18 protein-coding genes and 1 riboswitch are annotated in these 18,560 nt (G+C 44.7%); of the genes, 13 read left to right on the top strand and 5 right to left on the bottom strand.

The window, feature by feature from the left end:
• The first annotated feature begins 23 nt into the window (after window positions 1-23).
• Window positions 24-1,730 (top strand): right-handed parallel beta-helix repeat-containing protein, encoded by a 1,707-nt coding sequence (locus P5G61_RS18040; RefSeq protein WP_301247769.1) that lies wholly within the window; start codon window positions 24-26, stop codon window positions 1,728-1,730.
• An 89-nt stretch (window positions 1,731-1,819) separates the two neighbouring features.
• Here the strand turns inward: P5G61_RS18040 and P5G61_RS18035 are convergent, their stop codons facing one another.
• Together P5G61_RS18035 and P5G61_RS18030 are read right to left on the bottom strand one after the other, a co-directional pair.
• Window positions 1,820-3,571, bottom strand: coding sequence for an alpha-glycosidase (locus P5G61_RS18035; RefSeq protein WP_301247768.1), 1,752 nt, complete (start codon window positions 3,569-3,571; stop codon window positions 1,820-1,822).
• Between the two features lie 242 nt (window positions 3,572-3,813).
• The gene (locus P5G61_RS18030; RefSeq protein WP_301247767.1) at window positions 3,814-4,989 is read right to left on the bottom strand and encodes a M20 family metallopeptidase; all 1,176 of its coding nucleotides are present in this window, start codon (window positions 4,987-4,989) and stop codon (window positions 3,814-3,816) included.
• Window positions 4,990-5,170: 181 nt separating this feature from the next.
• On the opposite strand from P5G61_RS18030, the gene P5G61_RS18025 reads away from it, so the two are divergent.
• The 3 genes from P5G61_RS18025 to P5G61_RS18015 all read left to right on the top strand — a co-directional run bounded on the left by P5G61_RS18025 (window position 5,171) and on the right by P5G61_RS18015 (window position 8,505).
• Entirely contained in the window at window positions 5,171-6,634 is a 1,464-nt protein-coding gene (locus P5G61_RS18025; protein WP_301247766.1) for an ABC transporter substrate-binding protein/permease, read from the top strand.
• Entirely contained in the window at window positions 6,621-7,343 is a 723-nt protein-coding gene (locus tag P5G61_RS18020) for an amino acid ABC transporter ATP-binding protein (protein ID WP_301247765.1), read from the top strand. Before P5G61_RS18025 ends, P5G61_RS18020 begins: the two co-directional genes overlap by 14 nt.
• Window positions 7,344-7,637: 294 nt before the next feature.
• Window positions 7,638-7,834, top strand: a riboswitch (cyclic di-AMP (ydaO/yuaA leader).
• A gap of 2 nt (window positions 7,835-7,836) precedes the next feature.
• Window positions 7,837-8,505, top strand: coding sequence for a 3D domain-containing protein (locus P5G61_RS18015; RefSeq protein WP_079349208.1), 669 nt, complete (start codon window positions 7,837-7,839; stop codon window positions 8,503-8,505).
• Window positions 8,506-8,639: 134 nt separating this feature from the next.
• Here P5G61_RS18015 and P5G61_RS18010 read toward each other — a convergent pair whose 3' ends face one another.
• Complete coding sequence (locus P5G61_RS18010) at window positions 8,640-9,428, bottom strand: polysaccharide deacetylase family protein (protein ID WP_024634015.1); 789 nt, start codon at window positions 9,426-9,428, stop codon at window positions 8,640-8,642.
• Window positions 9,429-9,581: 153 nt separating this feature from the next.
• Between P5G61_RS18010 and lpdD the strand changes: the two genes are divergently transcribed.
• The 5 genes from lpdD to P5G61_RS17985 all read left to right on the top strand — a co-directional run bounded on the left by lpdD (window position 9,582) and on the right by P5G61_RS17985 (window position 12,513).
• On the top strand, window positions 9,582-9,929 hold the full coding sequence (lpdD, locus tag P5G61_RS18005; RefSeq protein WP_079349206.1) for a prenylated flavin chaperone LpdD: 348 nt from the start codon (window positions 9,582-9,584) through the stop codon (window positions 9,927-9,929).
• Window positions 9,930-10,057: 128 nt separating this feature from the next.
• Window positions 10,058-10,729, top strand: coding sequence for a PspA/IM30 family protein (locus P5G61_RS18000; RefSeq protein ID WP_024634017.1), 672 nt, complete (start codon window positions 10,058-10,060; stop codon window positions 10,727-10,729).
• Window positions 10,730-10,823: 94 nt separating this feature from the next.
• A complete protein-coding gene (locus P5G61_RS17995; protein ID WP_301247764.1) occupies window positions 10,824-11,225 on the top strand; it encodes a DUF350 domain-containing protein in 402 nt (133 codons plus the stop codon).
• 23 nt (window positions 11,226-11,248) lie between these two features.
• Window positions 11,249-11,755: a DUF4178 domain-containing protein gene (locus P5G61_RS17990; protein WP_079349204.1), complete on the top strand. Its 507-nt coding sequence runs from the start codon at window positions 11,249-11,251 to the stop codon at window positions 11,753-11,755.
• A gap of 11 nt (window positions 11,756-11,766) precedes the next feature.
• On the top strand, window positions 11,767-12,513 hold the full coding sequence (locus tag P5G61_RS17985; RefSeq protein ID WP_301247763.1) for a DUF4247 domain-containing protein: 747 nt from the start codon (window positions 11,767-11,769) through the stop codon (window positions 12,511-12,513).
• 114 nt (window positions 12,514-12,627) lie between these two features.
• Here the strand turns inward: P5G61_RS17985 and P5G61_RS17980 are convergent, their stop codons facing one another.
• Window positions 12,628-12,918, bottom strand: a complete 291-nt coding sequence (locus P5G61_RS17980) for an HNH endonuclease (RefSeq protein WP_081718258.1) — start codon at window positions 12,916-12,918, stop codon at window positions 12,628-12,630.
• A 120-nt stretch (window positions 12,919-13,038) separates the two neighbouring features.
• Here P5G61_RS17980 and P5G61_RS17975 point away from each other — a divergent pair, with 120 nt between their 5' ends.
• Complete coding sequence (locus P5G61_RS17975; RefSeq protein WP_435874215.1) at window positions 13,039-14,358, top strand: molybdopterin molybdotransferase MoeA; 1,320 nt, start codon at window positions 13,039-13,041, stop codon at window positions 14,356-14,358.
• A gap of 6 nt (window positions 14,359-14,364) precedes the next feature.
• A complete protein-coding gene (gene mobB / locus P5G61_RS17970) occupies window positions 14,365-14,907 on the top strand; it encodes a molybdopterin-guanine dinucleotide biosynthesis protein B (RefSeq protein ID WP_301247762.1) in 543 nt (180 codons plus the stop codon).
• 195 nt (window positions 14,908-15,102) lie between these two features.
• Here the strand turns inward: mobB and xerS are convergent, their stop codons facing one another.
• Window positions 15,103-16,209 (bottom strand): tyrosine recombinase XerS, encoded by a 1,107-nt coding sequence (gene xerS / locus P5G61_RS17965; protein WP_079349200.1) that lies wholly within the window; start codon window positions 16,207-16,209, stop codon window positions 15,103-15,105.
• A 160-nt stretch (window positions 16,210-16,369) separates the two neighbouring features.
• Between xerS and P5G61_RS17960 the strand changes: the two genes are divergently transcribed.
• Together P5G61_RS17960 and P5G61_RS17955 are read left to right on the top strand one after the other, a co-directional pair.
• Window positions 16,370-16,858, top strand: a complete 489-nt coding sequence (locus tag P5G61_RS17960) for a GNAT family N-acetyltransferase (protein ID WP_301247761.1) — start codon at window positions 16,370-16,372, stop codon at window positions 16,856-16,858.
• Window positions 16,859-17,009: 151 nt separating this feature from the next.
• The gene (locus tag P5G61_RS17955) at window positions 17,010-17,903 is read left to right on the top strand and encodes an aldo/keto reductase (protein WP_301247760.1); all 894 of its coding nucleotides are present in this window, start codon (window positions 17,010-17,012) and stop codon (window positions 17,901-17,903) included.
• Window positions 17,904-18,560 lie beyond the last annotated feature (657 nt).

The following is an 18,560-nucleotide window of genomic DNA, read 5'->3' as shown; positions in this document are numbered from 1 at the left end:
ACGATCATAAGAGGAGGCGAAAAATGAACAATTACATTAATTTTACCTCTACTTACAATCCTAATTTGCAGGCTTTAAGCAGTGCCGACGGATATGATGCCGTCAAAATGAATAATATGTTTAGTCAGATCATGGGCAATATCGCCGCTGTACAATCCACGCTGACAGGCAGCCTTATTGATGTCAGGAATTTTGCTCCAGGAGATGGAAGTGATCAGACAGCCCAGATCAAGGCTTTTTTTGATTCGGCCCAGGAGGGTGATGTTTTATTATTTACGCCAGGGCACTACAAAGTCGTCAAGACGGGATGGTTTTATACGTTTAGTGGGCGATCCGTCATCATTAAGGCACTGCCAGGCGCAATATTGGAGGTCTCGGATCAGGGAATCCGAATTGAAGGTAGCAATCATGTAGAGATAAACGGTTTAACCTTGGTACGTACGACTCAAGCAGCTTGGAGTAAAAACAAGACAGGACTACACCTCGAAAATTCGAGCAATGTACTATTGCAACATAATGATATTAGCAAGTTTACAGATGGAATCGGAGTCAATGGTTCAAGCAGTCAAGACAATCCCGCACGAAATGTCGTTATACGAAACAACAAGCTGCATCACTTGGGAGAAGAGCCGATCGCTGTTCGAAGTCATTTGGTTTTTGTGGTAATCCGTGAAAATGATTGTTACAGATATCTTGGGGATGGCATATTGGTCAAGGGAACATGGCATGTTTCGATTACTGACAACTTTCTGCACACTCCTGTATTATCCAGTGATCCAGATTATGCTGCTTTTGCAGGCGGACAACAGGCGAATAATATGCCTACAGTCGGAGGTGGGATTACCTGTAACAATGAGGGAGAAGAGACGGGAGCCAAAAACCTGCATATACATGGCAATAGCCTGATTGGAACAGCATTTGGTGTGGGTCTTATCGGATTCGAAGGCGCGTTTGTGACGTCCAATTATTTCTATGATATCAAAATAACCTCTGTCATCTCCGTGTCTTTCTCCTCATCGATATACAATCCAAATAACGTAAGCAACCATCTGTTTGTAATCCAGGGCAACCTGATTGATACCATCTCCAGACCAAATGCTACTGCTGCCATTGAAGCAAAAACGAGTACAGGTGCAGAAGGTATGGACATCGGAATGATATCAGATAACATCATCATTCCGAGAGGGAAACACTGGGGAATTGTCGCGGATGGACATATTATCGTAAAAGGCAATTATATTGCCGAAGCGGGCATAGCCATGGATATTGCCAATGGAGTGATTGCATCGAGCAACATCATTGAGCCTGGTTTTGAAACGACCAATCCTGACCGAATGGTGAGTTTGCATAATGATTGTACATTTTCTCATAATTCAATAACAGGAAAAGGTACGTGTCTTCAATTACGAGGCTCCAACAATATCATTATTGGAAATCGCTTGAAATATGAAGGGACATGGTGGGCGGTGCATCTGGACATTGCGAATAACACGGTGGAAGGCAACCTCATTAGAGACAACATACTGATGGTGACCGCAAGTGCGGCGGGACGTTATCTCTTTGGCGCAACTTCTTCGAATAATGGGAGAAACGTAGTGGTTGATCTAGTTACGGATACTAACGGGACGTTTTATCAGCTCGTCAATGAAATTGTTATGATGGGTGCGAATTCTACGCGATGGAGAATAACCGTGGATGCAAAAGGTGATTTGAAAACGACAAAGTTCTAGCTAAGTTCAGTTCTTTGCCAGAAAACTCCTGAAGTATCCGAAGATCATTGAAGGTTGTTTTCAATATTTCAGGAGTTTTAGACATATGATCAGCTCGGTTCCAATTGTCTATACAAAATGCGGTATCCGTACGGATCAAGTTTAATATTCATGATTCCATTGGTCGGAACAACAGCCTCTTCAGTTAATGCATCCTTCCAGTCCTTGGTTTCCATCGGATGTGACAGGGTACGCTCTTGCGGAGTATTGTTCATCCACACCGTAAAGTGGAGAGTGTCATCCATACGTTCGTAAATGATGCATGGATCATTGTGATCGGCCTTCAGGAAACGAAAGCGACCTTTGCGCAACGCTTCATTACTTTTCCGTAAATCAATCATCAGGCGGTAGAAGTCATAAAGCTCCTGATCTTGCTTGGCAGGGTCCCACTGCATACATTTGCGGCAATCCGGATCACCTTCTCCACGTAGACCCACCTCATCCCCATAGAATATACAGGGCGTACCAATATAGGTGAAAAGAAACACAACCGACAATTTCAATCTACGTTTGTCTTCTCCAGCCCGAGTTAGTAGACGTGGGGTGTCATGACTGCACAGCATGTTAAAGATGACTTCATTCGTTTGTTGCGGGTAACGCATAATGAGTGATCCCATCTCGTTCGCGAAGTTATAACCATCCATAGAACCGCAGAAGAATTCCAGTACTTTGTCGGCAAAAGGGTAGTTCATCACGGAATCAAATTGATCCCCCATGAGCCAGGTCAGGGAATCACTCCATACTTCGCCTACAATGTAGGCTTCCGGATTAGCGGTTTTGACCACTTTGCGGAAATCGCGCCAGAAGTGATTATCCACTTCATTGGCTACATCCAGACGCCAGCCGTCGAGTTTAATTTCTTTGATCCAGTATTCAGCGACATCGAGCAGGTACGCTTTGACCTCGGGGTTGGCGGTGTTAAACTTGGGCATATTGCCATAAAATCCAAATGTATCGTAGGTAGGAATACCATCTTTAATCTGCACTGGATATTCATTGATATGAAACCAGTCTGCATATTTGGAGTTTTTTCCGTTCTTCAGTACATCCTGAAAAGGAGGGAAGTCTTCGCTGCAGTGGTTAAAAACCGCGTCCAGCATGACACGGATTCCACGGCGATGACATTGTTCCGCTACTTTTTTGAGCATATCATTGTCCCCGAAATGCGGGTCTACTTTTTTATAATCAATGGTATCGTATTTGTGGTAGGAGTTTGCTTGAAATAGCGGGGTGAAGTAAATCGCATTGACACCTAGTTTAGTCAGATCGTCCAAGTGATTGAGCACACCTTGCAGGTCTCCGCCGAAGTAGTTATCCAGTTCAGGTCGGCCACCCCATTCCTGGGTTCCTTCCGGGTTCAGATCGGGATTGCCATTGGCAAACCTTTCCGTCATGATCTGATAGAACACGGCTCCCTTGGCCCATTCGGGCACTTTAAATACATCAATTTCATGAATGTAGGAAAATTCATAATATCCTCCGGTAGCATATGGGAGAGCATAATGAATTCCGTTGTCAGCGAGATAAATATTCTCGGTACCGGCGGTAATGCGGAAGATGTAAGTCAGACGTTTGAATTTGGGCTTAACTGCAGTTTCCCAGTAATCAAACATACTGTCGGAAGCAGCTTTCTCCAATTGAATTTCCTTATAGGTTCCATTCCAATCGTATTTATCACCAGTCAGTGCAGTCACATATTGTACATCGTCTCTCTTCGTTCGTACACGCAGGTGGATTGTCGAGGGATTATAAGCATAAGCCCATTTATCGCGGGGAACGTGATACATCGCTTCGAGCAGCATGACAACACCTCCTGATTTTAAGATAAAGTTATAGCTATAAATAACCAAGTTAGACAGCATTTGAACCATATAAACAGCGTGGAATGCAAAAATTTCAACATTTTTCAACGCTTTCTTTTCACAGCATTTCCAGCTGGTGTCCGTATATACGTGTTTATTATAAACAAAAAGGGTGCTCCTTAAGACCTGAAATGCAGGTCCTTCGAACACCCTAGGTTAATATACAGCAGTTTGCGAAAAACTTAGCGACTTGCTTGTTTAAACTCTGTTTGAATGGTTTGCAGCAGCTCAGGCTGTGTAAGAACATCATAAGCAGTTGCAGCAATTGCCTTGGCTCCAAGAATCATGCCATCCAAGGCCCGTTCCTGTAGTGCCAAATCACGGAATTCAATGGAATGGAGGGTATGAACTTCGTCCACAACACGTATATAAGGGTGAATTGCAGGACAGCGCAAGGATACGTTGCCGATATCCATGGAACCATGATCGTTACCCGTTACGATTTCCTCTTGAGAAATACCGAGCTCTAGCAGATTAGTACTGAAAGCGGCAGATAACGTTTCATTTGTAACCATTTCATCATAGGAAGTCTCGTAATTGGATGTAACCAGCCGGCACCCGGTTTGGAGAGCAGAGCCTTCGGCAATCTGAATCACACGTTGGGTCAGGATATTTAATTCTTTTCTGGTCGAAGCACGTACATAGAACTGGGCCGAAGCATAATCAGGAATGATGTTGGCTGCCTGTCCTCCGCTATTAATAACCCCGTGGATTCGAACCGTACTCTTCACTTGTTGGCGGAATGCATTAATCCCATTAAACGTCTGGATGACCGCATCCAGTGCATTGATGCCTTCATGTGGACTTGCAGCAGCATGTGAAGATTTCCCATGGAATTCAAATTGTACGGCATCAATAGCCAGGGAACTGCCCGATTTCTCATAGGCATAATAAGGATGAGCCATAAGCGCAACATCACAGTCATCAAATAACCCTGCCTCAGCCATAGGCACTTTGGCGCCCCGGGTTTCTTCCGCTGGTGTACCGAATACTTTCAATGTTCCGCCTACTTCATCGAGTATGGACTTCAGACCAACCGCAGCTCCGAGGCTCATCATGCAGATTAGATGATGGCCACAGGCATGACCGATTTCAGGCAGTGCATCATACTCACAGAGAAGGGCAATTGTCGGACCTGGCTTGGATGCAGCATACGTACCAATAAATGCAGTGTGCAAGCCAAGAACAGGAGCTTCTACGGAAAAACCATGGAAGGCAAGTTCTTCCTTTAACCGAGCAGAGGCGAGATATTCTTCATTACCAAGTTCGGGATTGGCACCAATATATGATGAAATCTCCTTAAAACGGGAAGCATATTGATCAATTACAGTTAGAATTTGAGTTTTGGTATGTGTCATGGTGGACTCCTTAAGCAAAAATGAAAATAATTTAATAATTATATCATAGATGCAGTTATTTTTCAGAAACTAGTCAAGATTTATAATGTCGAAATGCATTGCATAATCATGCATTCTACTTTATAATGACTCAGGCATCAACAACAGAAAGCATACAAAGTATTATAAGGGGAGAACAGGGTTGAAATTGATTAGTCGTTACACCATGATGCTGATAGCTCTTGTGGTTTTGCTCACTACGGTTACACCGGTTGCGTCGGCAACGGGAACTACAGGCGATTCAGGCAGTAAAAAGCTGGTGCTCGGTACAAGCGCCGATTTTGCACCATATGAATTCCATAAAGTCATTGATGGTAAAGATCAAATTGTCGGCTTTGATATTTCGATTGCCAAAGAAATTGCTGCCGATCTTGGGGCAGAACTTGTAATAGAGGATATGGGTTTTGACGGACTTCTTCCTGCATTGCAGAGTGGTCGTGTAGATATGGTCATCTCGGGAATGACGCCAACGGATGAGCGTAAAAAAAGCATCGACTTCTCCGATACCTATTATAAATCGAAACAAGTTATCATGATTCGCAATGAGGATAAAGACAAATATTCAACCATGGCCGATCTGGAAAATGAAAAAATTGGAGTCCAAAAAGGTTCCATTCAGGAAACGATTGGTCAGGGAATCCCAGGCGCCAAATTGACAGCACTTGATAAAATATCTGATATCGTACTGCAATTACAGACCAATCGTGTGAATGCTGCGATCGTCGAAGATACAGTAGCTGCCGGCTATCTGGATGATGTTATTGGACTATCTGCTGCGATCCCGGATGAAGAGCAGGTCGAAGCGGCGATCGGGATTCGCAAGGGCAATACGGAATTGCTGAATGCAGTCAACGGAACGCTCGAACGTCTGAAAAGCGAAAATAAAATTGATCAGATGGTTACAGAAGCAAGCCAGTTGATGGCAGACAAGGTGAATAAAAGCCAAAATATTTTTGAAGTGTTCTGGCAGTACAAAAGCTTCTATGCGACAGGTGTGGGCTATACGCTCTTACTGTCTGCTCTCGGTGTAATATTCGGGGTCATTATTGGTTTGATCATCTGTCTGTTCCGTCTGCATGACGTCGCAATTCTGCGCTGGCTCGGAACAGCTTACGTTGAGGTTATTCGTGGTACGCCTATGCTGGTTCAGTTAATGATTATCTATTATGGACTTGCTTTGACCCTTGGAATTAATTTTACGCCGCTTCAGGCGGGTATTATCACCCTTTCCATTAATAGTGGTGCCTATCTTGCCGAGATTTTCCGTGCAGGTATCCAGGGGGTGGATCGCGGTCAACTGGAAGCAGCTCGTTCCCTGGGGATGGGAAGAGGTGCCGCAATGCGCTTCATCATCCTTCCCCAAGCGTTCAAAGCAGTGCTGCCGGCGATTGGTAATGAGTTCGTGACAATTATCAAGGAATCCTCCATTATCTCGGTTATCGGTATGGTGGACATTATGTACCAGGCAAGTGTGGTCAAAAACATTACGTACCAAGGAATGAACCCATTCCTGATTGCAGCAGCCATTTACTTTGTGCTGACGTTCATTTTGTCCAAGCTGCTGGGTCGACTGGAAAGGAAGTTGAGTGCAAGTGATAGACGTTAGACAATTACACAAATCATATGGAAGCAACGATGTGCTTAAGGGCATCAACGTAACAATAGGCAAAGGTGAGGTTGTCGTGGTCATCGGTCCGTCCGGATCGGGGAAAAGTACCTTCTTACGTTGTCTGAACCTACTGGAGCAGCCAACTTCCGGGGAGATTGATTTTGAGGGAGTATCGATCACGGATCCCAAACATAACATTAATGCGACTCGTGAAAAAATGGGGATGGTATTCCAGCATTTCAATCTGTTCCCGCACAAAACGGTCCAGCAGAACATTACGATTGCTCCCATCAAAGTGAAAAAACAGTCTGCACACGAAGCGGAACAAATTTGCGCAGATTTGCTCAAGACGGTCGGCCTGTCCGACAAAAAAGACGCCTATCCAAACCAGCTGTCCGGTGGACAGAAACAACGGATAGCCATTGCAAGAGCTCTCGCAATGCAGCCGCATGTCATGCTGTTTGACGAGCCAACTTCTGCACTAGACCCTGAAATGGTCGGTGAGGTGCTGGATGTCATGAAGCGCCTTGCTGAAGGTGGTATGACCATGGTCATTGTAACGCATGAGATGGGCTTTGCTCGCGAAGTGGGTGACCGCATTCTGTTTATGGATGGCGGGGTTATTGTAGAAGAAGGAACGCCGGATGAAGTGTTTGGTCAACCCAAGCATGCACGTACACGTGACTTCCTCGCTAAAGTGCTCTAATACATCCAAATCCTTAAGTTCTTAAGGATGATGAGCAAGATGCAAAACAAAAATTTATCCAGTGGGTGAAAGTTTCATCCGCTCCATACATCCCTGTCGACGCCCAGTCGGCAGGGATGTTTTGTTATGTGAGGATACGAACAGATTTACATAAAAAGTAACGTTTCTGTCATCAATGATTGAAGTCCAAATAGACAATTTATTGAAAAAAGTCGCTTGAATTCAGCATAGAAGTTGAAGTGGTTTAGCCAGATGGTAACATTTACTACGACTCTTGGTTACAAAATTGTGATATATTTGTTCCTGCCGAAACTTCCGGAGGTGGGAGTGTGGGGGATGTAACGATGCAGAGTGTGCTTGGGGAAGAATCATTTGCACACGGCTTGGGGTGAATTAGGGCTACATAAATTATTCATGTAATTGAACCTATAGGGTGGTTTCCTCCATCCGAATCCGACAACTAACTTCGCAGGCATAATGAGGGAGGAAGACCATGATTAACAAGAAACGTATAGCCAAAACAGCAACAGCTTTGCTGACAGCAGCAATGCTCATTCAAGCCGTTCCGGCTCATGCTGATTCAGTTCATGTGGCCAAAGAGGGGGATACCTTCTACACCTTATCCAAACAATATGGAGTTGGACTTAACGCACTTATTAAAGCTAACAATGACATTTCAGCCTACAACATTTATGGGGGATTGAAAATTACGATCCCTGGTAACACAACGAACACAGCTTCTGCTGCAGCAGCAAAAACAGAGGCCAAAACGGTGACTGCCGCAAGTCTTGACGTAAATTCGGATAGCAAGGTGGTACAGGCCTGGGGGAAAACGTTTGATTACAGCAAAACTGTTGACGTAAAAGCAACAGCATACTCCGCGGATGCTTCCGAAAATGGAGGATGGGGTGCAGTAGATTACTTCGGTAATCCGCTCGAACTGGGCACGATCGCAGTAGACCCTAGTATCATTCCACTGGGTACAAAAGTACTGGTAACGGGTCATACACATCCAGGACTACCTAAACAGGCATTTGTTGCTACAGCCCGTGATGTGGGTGGTGCCATCAAAGGCCATAAAATTGATATCTTTATTCCTGGCAGCAAGCAATCCGTGAACACATTTGGTATTCAGGATGTTGAACTTTACATTTTGAAATAAAATCAAAAGAGTAGCTGCACATGAGCATGTGAGACTACAACTGAACCTACATTAAACCGAAAAGGGTGTCCTTCAATCAAAATATTGTGATTGAAGGACACCCTTTTGCATATCCGATTCCGGTGATCATGACCCTACTTGCCCTTGGGCAGTTCCAACAGTTCATCCAAAGTTACCAGCTCATACCCGCGGTTTCGCAGCTCCTCGATGACTTCAGGCAGTGCCTCAATAGTACCATTTAATATCGATCCGACCCCGCCTCCTGCATGCTGCAGAACAATGGAACCAGGTTTGACGGCAGACAGGATATTTTGTTTGACTTCCTTTTTGGAGAGGCCCTTCCAGTCCAGGGAATCGACGTTCCAGTTCACAATGCTGTAATGTTGTTTGGCCGCCCATTGCAGCTGCTGCTCGTTAATGTCGCCATAGGGTGGACGAATCATTTTGGGTGTGTAACCTACCAGATTTCGAATAATATCCCCGGTATGTAAGATTTGTTTGCGAAATGCATTCATGGATAGCTTACTGAACTGGGGGTGATTGTAGCTGTGATTGCCAACAATATGCCCTTCCTTCACCATGCGTTTCACCAAATCCGGATGTTTCTCAGCGCGATGTCCCACGATGAAAAAGGTAGCCCGTACCTTGTATTTTTTTAAAATATCCAGCACTTGAGGGGTGAACCGCGGATCAGGTACATCATCAAAAGTCAGTGCGACCTTTTTTGTTGAAGGGCCGTTGGTTTTGAACGTATCCGCATATTTCTGTCTGAGCTGTCCCAGTGTCAGCTGTTCCTCTTCGGAAGAATCAGACTTCGAAGCAGGTTCGGTTTGCGGGCTTGTAGATGCCCATATCTGAGCAGGGGCGTAACTTCCTCCCAGAAGAATGACCATGATGGATAACATGATGAGGCGTATGCGCATGTTAGTGCCTCCTTTTCCCAAATTGCGTTCTCTTTGGTATGCCCGGGGGATCCGTATTTATGCATGATGTGAGATGTTTCATTGTTGATTCATTAAATTGTAGCCATAATTCCACCATATATATTACATATAGAAAAGGACAGGTGGAGCAGGATGAATACATACGATTTAAATTCCGTTCGTTTACAGGTGATTGAGGCAGGGGAAGACAAAGTGTTTATGGTAACTGGAGGAAGATCACATATTGGGGCGGTAGCAACATTTTATCCGGACCGGGAACGGGTGAACGGGGCTACGGTGCATATCCCTGGGCATAAAGAACAAGAGCTGTGCGAGAGACTTGCACGTAGAGCTTCTCTGCATTTAAAGGTAACCGTGACTGTGATTATGGGCATTCACTTTGATGCTATTACGCGAATGCAGATTGATGAGATTGTGCAGACTGCAGAGAAGCTGCTGGATGAAGAGCTGTTGAGCCAAACCGGTCCACTGATCCAATAGCTACAGGTAGGCTAAGTAGCTAAAATCGTTTTTTAAGATTTTTTTTGTTAAAATTGAAACGAGTAGAACATTGCCACGTATGTATGATTATATACAAGGATGAACTATCGACTAGGAGGAATACCATAATGTCCATTTTCAAACGATTGCGCGATTTAACGATGTCTAACATTAATTCCATTATTGACAAGGCAGAAGATCCAATCAAGATGACAGATCAATATATCCGGGATATGCAGGAAGATCTGGAAGATGCGGAGAAAGCTGTTGCCGCACAGATTGCCATTGAGAAGAAATTCAAGCAACTGTTCGAAGAACAGGAAGCTCTCGTGAAGAAACGTGAAGAGCAAGCACATACAGCTGCGCGTGCACAGAATATGGATCTGGCCCGTCGGGCACTGGAAGAGAAAAAAGTCGCTGAAGAAAAGATGGCTGAATACAAAACAAGCTATGATCAAAATAAAGCGTCTGCCGATAACCTTCGTGGCAAGCTGGACGAAATGCGCAAACAATTGACACAGATGAAAAATAAACGCGAAACATTGGTTGCGCGCTACAATGCAGCAAAAGCTCAAACCGAAATCAACAAGGCACTGAACGGATTTGGTTCAGATACTGCTAGTGCCGGCATGAAGCGTATGGAAGAAAAAATGATGCAGATGGAAGCTCAGGCTGAAGCCAGCAATGAAATGTCGTCCAAAGGAAAATCGCTGGATGATGAGTTTGAGAAGCTGGGCAAGGATCAGGCTGTTGAGGATGAACTGGCAGCGTTGATGAAGCAATACGAAAATAAGAACTAAACCTTGTATGTAAGCAGGGCACCAGCGAAGGAGAGACCAGCGTTTCTCCTTCGCTTTTAATTGCGGTTCATGTTGATATGTGGGGGCTATGGTAATGGATTTGAACATTTTGGCAATGCTGGTCTGGACGTTATCGGGTTCGGTTTTGCTGTTTGTCTTGATGTATGTGGATTCGTTGTTCACGAAGTATAAGGATTTTGCCGAAGTAAAGGCGGGCAATATGGCTGTTACGACACGTATGGTAATGAAGCTGTTTGCTCAGGGTTATGTACTTGCTACCTCCATTTCGACAGCGGGTCACCTTGGAGAAGCGTTGTTGGTATCCGTAGTTTCATTTATTATTTTGCTTATTCTGGAGAGTGTGGTTCACTATATGATTCGGAAATGGGCGAACCTGGATCTGGATACGGGAATACAGCAGGGCAAGACAGGTTATGGCTTGTTCTCGGGTGCACTTCATATCGTGGGCGCATTAATTATTGCAGCTTGTTTATAAGATAAAGAACAGGAGTAATGGGCATGAGTGTGTGGAAACGGATTAAAGGAATACTAGCCAAACCTGAACCGCCCCAGGCAGAGAAAACAATGCTTCAGCTGGCACCTGGTGATATCTGTGAGGTTTCGCTGGTTACTTATGAAGTGGTTGGGCGGGTACATCATCGAGCACGGAATGCGGCAGTCCTCACGTTGCAGGATGGTACGTCTATCCGACATTTGCATATAGAAGAACGGGAAATGACCCGATATGCCCTCTATACACCAATTGATGGTCGTCTTGATGCACCGGATGAGGTGCCTACGTTGCTGGATCTGGATGGACGTGCGTATCATCTGGAGGAAGAATACGGAGGAATGGTAACCACTACTGGCAGGACACCCTATGGTCAGGCTGGCGAACAATTAGTATGGCAATATCAGTCTGATGATAACATGCTTTTGCGTGTGGAGTGGCAAGACAGAAGATTTACGCTGTATGAGGGTGAGTCCATTCTTCCTGCGGATATCAAAGTGATTCGTTCGAGCTAGGAGAGGTTCCAATGAAAAAGCGCTTGGCACATGGATTAAAATTAATGCTGGTCCTCAGCCTTGTGATGTCGCTGCTGTCCGCGTGCGGAGCACCTTCCGTTCAGGACACATACCCGCTGGAGTCGGTCAGCGGCAGTGGTAACACGACATCCTATGTGTACCGAGCTGCCGATCGTACCGTTCCAGAGGTCGCGCAGGAATTATCTGAACAGCGGAAGCCGGATCAGATCTCGGCGGAAAATACAGAGCGGATGTTCCTGGTATATCAGGACCAGTATTATCATTTGCAGCAAGACCCGAATAAAGCGGAAGACACCTTGGTTGAGGTGGATTCCAAGGAATATGTTCGGCAGAATTATGATTCGTTCTTTTTGCAAGGGTACTTAACCGCAACATTAATCGGTAGCTTGTTTGATTCTTTTGGGGGCAGCGGGTCCGGTAAGTATCGCGGATATACGAATAAGGACACGTACAAACCGAGTGCAGGTTCCTATCGAACACCGACGAGCAGCGATAAAAAGGTTGCCCCACCAATTACAGTTGACCGTAAAGGGTCGATTACCCGGCGAGGCAGTGACAAGGATTCGAGCGTAGGCTCCGGTGGTGGATTATTCAGCCGAAATAAGGAGCAGAGCAAAGGCACAATTGATCGCAATAAAAGCAGTGGTGGCCTTGGCGGATTGTTTGATTCACCGAAGAGCTCTTATAAAAAGCCCAAAACGAGGGTTGGGGGCGGCCGAATTATGAGGCGTAGGTAGTACTACTCATAAGTGGCGGTCCGCAATATTAATTATTCGCAGAAGAACAGTGAACAGGTAAAGTGGAGCGAGCTCTGCCACTGCAATATTACCTTGGCAGCTGTTCTTTTTGTTTTACGATTTGCGGACATGATGGGACTTTCGCACACGAGGTATGGTTGTAGCCGGTTGTTTGCGAATCCAGCGGATATAAGGAGCGATGCGCTCATCTTGCCTCAGTGCCTGCACGTCAGTTAACCCGTAGGTTATTATATCGCGATTGGTATAAAGAGAATGAATTTGTTTATGGCAAGGGATACAAAGATTAGCCGTAGGCATGTGCGTTCCGCCCATTTCTTTGGGTGTCAGGTGATGGATTGTTGTCTCGACAGGTTCCCTGCCACATAATTCGCATCGTTGGTTCATAAAGGGTCAGCTCCTTTTCTCGTACATATTATGGGCTGTCGATTTGTCTTTCATGTGGAACGTAATGGGAGAGTACTTGTCACAACCTGGCTTTCGGGCTACACTTTCTAAAACGATCAAATGTCCCAGGGGGTTCGAACACCATTGAAAATAAATTCTCATTCAACGGATATGACAAATGCGAAATTTAACCGCACAGCTATACAAGTCCCGGATGCGCAGGCTAAAGTTGCTGCTCATGTCAGTTCAGGTTCAATAGAAAAGGTAACACTTGAGCAAGCTCATGGTCGAACGCTTGCGGAGTCGATTTATGCTCCCCATCCTTATCCATTCTTTCGTCGTTCCGGAATGGATGGCTTCGCAATTCTAAGCTCGGATACGATTGGAGCATCCAGCGAGCAGCAGATTTGGCTTCGTATCATTGATGAAATTCCATGCGGGTATACATCGGATCAACGGATTACATCCGGTACAGCTGCCCGGATTATGACAGGAGCTCAGGTACCGGAAGGTGCAGATGCTGTTGTTATGATGGAAATGACTGAAAGTAAAGAAGAGCACGGGGAACAATGGATTTCCCTAAAACGTCATATTCAGCCGGATGCCAATATTACACCAATAGGATTGGAAGTTGTTGAGGGACAGTTGCTGCTTGAAGCAGGAGTGATCATTCAGGCAGGTGAACAATCCGTGCTGGCAACATTCGGTGTAGGTCAAGTGCCTGTATACAAACGACCGAAGGTAGCCATTTTTGCAACAGGTACAGAATTGTTGGAAGTGGACGAGCCCTTGCAGCCAGGACGTATTCGGAACAGTAACAGTTATATGCTTCGTTCTCTGGTGGTTGAAGCGGGGGGTGAACCAGTTATGTATGGTTCAATCGCTGATGATGTGCATACTGCACGTACGAAGCTTGCGGAAGCACTTGAACATAATGATATGGTGGTCACAACAGGCGGAGTATCCGTAGGAGATTATGATATTATGGGAGACCTGGTTCGGGAAGGGAACATGGAGATGTTGTTTAACAAAGTAACCATGCGTCCCGGCAGTGTTACAACGGCTGCTGTGGTCAATGACAAGCTGCTCTTTGCGCTTTCGGGCAATCCTGGTGCTTGTTTTGTGGGCTTTGAGTTGTTTGTTCGGCCATCGATTCGTACGATGCAGGCCGATGCTCATCCATATTTGGAGGAATGGATAGCCATATTGGATGATGACTACACCAAGGTCAACAATTTCACACGATTTGTCCGGGGACGGACAGAGATACGTAACGGCATGGTGTATGCTAAACCTTCTGCCTCGCGTGTGGACGAATCCAGTGTCATGATTACCATTAAAGATAGTGATTGCCTGATCGTTGTTCCGCCCGAGAAAAAAGGGATTCCTGCTGGTGAACAGGTTCGAATTCTCAGACTTCCCACAGGCCATGTCAGGTAGGCATACATGATTGAAATAAGCAGCAAGCCGTATATCATGCAGATTGTTGGATATAAGAACACAGGCAAAAGCACTTTAATTGCTGCACTTACCCGGGACCTTACCTCTACTGGACGAAGTGTAGCTGTAATTAAACATGATGGTCATGATCATTTTGAGATGGACCACGAAGGAACCGATTCCTATAGCTTTGCTCAGGCAGGGGCCGATGCTGTCGTTGTCATGTCGGAGAAACGCACAGCACTGATTGAACGACGAGCGACTCCGCTGGAAGATATGCTGAATTATCTGTCAGCGTACGACTGGATTCTTATTGAGGGATACAAGCAAGCCCCTTACCCCAAATTGGTCATGGTCCGTGAAGAGAAAGACCTCTCTCTGGTCGAAACGTTACAGGGTGTAATCGGGATCATCTCATGGCTAACGCATGACAAGATAGAATATACGGGGCCAAAGGAGAACTGCGTTTGGCATTCTGTTCATGAGACAGAACATGTAGCAAGATGGCTGATCTCACTTGAACATGATGAAGAGAAAAGGAAATTGTGACGAATGAAATATTATGTAAACTAAAATCAAAAGAGTTGGAATGTAACGAAACAAAACGACAGTATTTACTTTTATTTTGCGAATGAATGAAAATAAAGAAGCGATCCTTGCCAGGACATTTTCCTGGAAGAATCGCTTTTTTAAGTTACCTTGGAAGGAATCCAATCCATGCTTGAGCTGTTAAAGTAAATTAGGTTACATGCCCTCATCAGTGCGACGTTCAATTGCTTCAGACATCGTTTTATCCGTGAGATGCGCGTAAATTTCAGTCGTTTCCGTAGAGGCGTGTCCAAGCTGTTCTTTCGTTTTATAAATATCATTTTGCAAATAATAGTCAGTCGCAAAAGAATGGCGCAATTTATGCACAGTCAGGTACGGCTTGCCGAATTGCTTGGCATACTTCATGATCATAGCCTGTATTGCCCGTTTGGTCATTCGACTTCCCTCGGATTCTCCATTGCGAAGAGCGATAAACAACCCTTTTTCCCGTTTGGGTGTACGGTAACGTGACTGGCGCAGATGGATATAGGTTGCAAGCTCATCCTTGGCTTGTTCTCTAAAATACACGGGCGTTTTAAATGTCTCATCATTATTACCTTTACGATATACATACAGCAGCTTATTATTCAGATCCAGATCATCTACGTTCAGGTTCACCACTTCAGACACGCGCAGCCCCGAATTCAGAATAAGGCTGGCAATGCAGGCATCCCGTTCTTTGTTTAGCTCATGCGAGTAAAGAGCCTGTTTATTCTTTTCCATATCTACGGCATATCCCTCAAGAATATATCCAATAAACTCCAATAGCTCTTCTTCTTCCAGAAGCTTACCCTTTAATTTGGCTGCTGTATCTTTGGGTTTATGAGTACGTTTGATCTCAATCTTCGCCATAATGTTTCGTTTCAGCAGTGGGTAGAAATCTTCATCTTCCGCAATCTGACTTAAATAATGAAAGAGGGAACGAAGGGAAGAAAGCTTACGGGAAACCGTAATTCTGGAGTTCGCTCCTTCACGCTTGGTGGTCAGAAACAAACGATAAGACGTCACTGATTCCATTCGAAGTACTTCCAGCTCAGTCAATGTTACTTCCTTGTTGGAGCTGGCCACGGATAATCCTTCTGCGCGTAACCAGCCAAAGAAGGCTTCATAATCTCTTAAATATTCAAGCAGAGTAGAAGGAGATAAATCGGGTAATTTATAGTCAATGAATTGCTGAACGAACCAGGGCATGGAAGGTAGTTTGTCATCCAGCTTTCGTCGGTCAATCTCTTTTTGCACATTGGTCAAGTTCGGCACCCCCATGTTAAAATATTTTCTAAAATATGCTATATCTCAGTGTACCATATTTATATCGTAACAGCCTGTTCACGGAACAGGCATAATGCAGATTCATGCTTCCTTGCCCTTGTGGCTGTAAAGCTTTAAAGTATGAATTATAAGTAGAGCAGAGGAGGTGAACCGGATGAATATAAAAATAGAGCTGGTTCCCCGGGAACGCAGTCAGGTGATTCGGCATTTAATGCAATTTTATTTGTATGATTTTACCAAATATTTGAATATTGACGTGGATAGCAATGGTATTTTTCCGGAATATCCTGGATTGGACGCGTTCTGGTCAGAGGAAGACCGCAAGTTTCCTTTTTTGATTACAAGTGATGATGCGCCAGCTGGGTTTGCATTGGTAGAGCGTTGTGAACCAGGCAGCAAAGATAATGACTACTATTTGACGGAGTTTTTTGTAATGCAGAAATACCGACGTAGTGGAGTGGGTACCCGGGCAGCGTATGAGCTGTTTGAACGGTTTCCGGGAAGGTGGAAAGTAACTCAAGTTCGCAACAATGTCATTGCACAGGCATTCTGGCGAAAAATCATAGGGGAATATACGGGAGGCCGTTTTCGCGAGAAATTTCATCCGGAACTGGGGAACCCGAGTCAGTTTTTCGTAACCTGATTCAACAGATCAATCCCGCGTTCGAGGAAATAAGTAAGTTGAAAGAGTGGGTGTAATATCCAGCATAAGGGTAATACATACCGAAGGGGATTTGTACTATATATACTTTCATTATCTGTACCCAATTCACGAAGCTCGGAGGAGATTATCCATGGAACTGCGTAATTACGGAAACACTGGCATGAAAGTAAGTACACTTGGGTTTGGTGGAGCTGAGATCGGCAAGAACGTATCCAAAGCAGATGTAGAAACATTGCTTAACAGTGCGTTGGATGCAGGGTTAAACGTCATTGATACGGCTGAATGTTATGGGGATAGCGAAGAGTTAATCGGAGATGTGCTCTCCCATCGCAGAGACGATTATTATTTATTTACCAAATGTGGACACGCCGCTGGGGTAGAAGGCCCCGATTGGGATGCCAAAGTATTAGAGCAAACGATTGACCGTAGTCTTAGAAGACTAAAAACGGAATACGTTGATGTGATTCACCTTCATAGTTGCTCCGAAGAAGTACTTCGGCAAGGAGCGGTCATTGAAGTGCTGCAGAAAGCCAAGGAGGCTGGGAAAACAAGGTTTATTGGATATAGCGGCGATACGACGGATGCTCTTTATGCGATACAGACAGGCGTGTTTGACAGCTTGGAAACATCGCTGAACATTGCCGATCAGGAAGCCATTGATCTGACGTTGCCTGAGGCGAGAAAGAGAAATATGGGTGTCATTGCCAAACGCCCTATTGCCAATGCGGCATGGACGTATGACTCGCTTCCCGAAGAAGCATATGCATTTGTATACTGGAAACGCTTAAACGAACTTGGCTATAATTTTCTGAGCGAAGATGCACAAGCAGCAGTTGAAACGGCATTACGTTTTACGCTCAGTACAGACGGTGTAGACACGGCTATTGTGGGTACAGCCAAGCCCAACCGCTGGCAGCAAAATGCCGATCTTGTCGCCAAAGGTGCGCTGACTAAGGAGTTATATGATGAGATCAGGGAACGCTGGAAAGAAATTGCGGGAGCGGATTGGACTGGACGAACTTAATCCATTTGGTTGGGAAATAGCTTGAGTTTTTGTCAAAGTCGCCACGGAGGCGGCTTTTTTCTTTGCAACAACCTTATATTTTCATTATATGAAAAATTCACAACAACAAAATGCACTGGTTATGTCCACTTGGAGCGTATTCTTCCTTCAGATTTTGCCGCACGAATGAAGGGGAATTTACTTATGCAGCTTCAAATGTCAACTCGTTGTCTTTAAACACTATATTATTATTTCATTATATGAAAAATTCATAATAGAAAATCAATTTACTCTCCCTAGATCATACCTACAATTCCACTACGTCATCTCACCAACACGTTACAACGAACTGCCTTATCCTCGGCTTCATGTCAACACTGATTTTTAATTTATCAATTTGTCTTGATCGAATCAAAGGGGAAAAATTGTACAAAACGAAGGAGAGGACCTGATCCGAGAAAGTTGCCAGAAAATCGCTTGAAATCCGCCCTAAATGGCGGTTTATCAGTTGCTAAAAGCCTTGTTGTAAGTGTAATATCACAGGTTTTTATCCCTTGACATAAAATGTCATTATAAAGATAATAATTGTAACTTTGGAAGAGGGAGGAGAAAAAAGCCGAAATCAGGTTTGATTTGAATGGCATCTGTAAGCGTAATAATTTCGGTTGTACCCTCACA

Origin of the sequence: Paenibacillus vandeheii (genome assembly GCF_030433635.1) — a bacterium.
GTDB classification, from domain to species: domain Bacteria; phylum Bacillota; class Bacilli; order Paenibacillales; family Paenibacillaceae; genus Paenibacillus; species Paenibacillus vandeheii.
The sequence above is the reverse complement of the archived record's forward strand: the minus strand, read 5'-3'. Positions and strand labels throughout refer to the sequence as shown.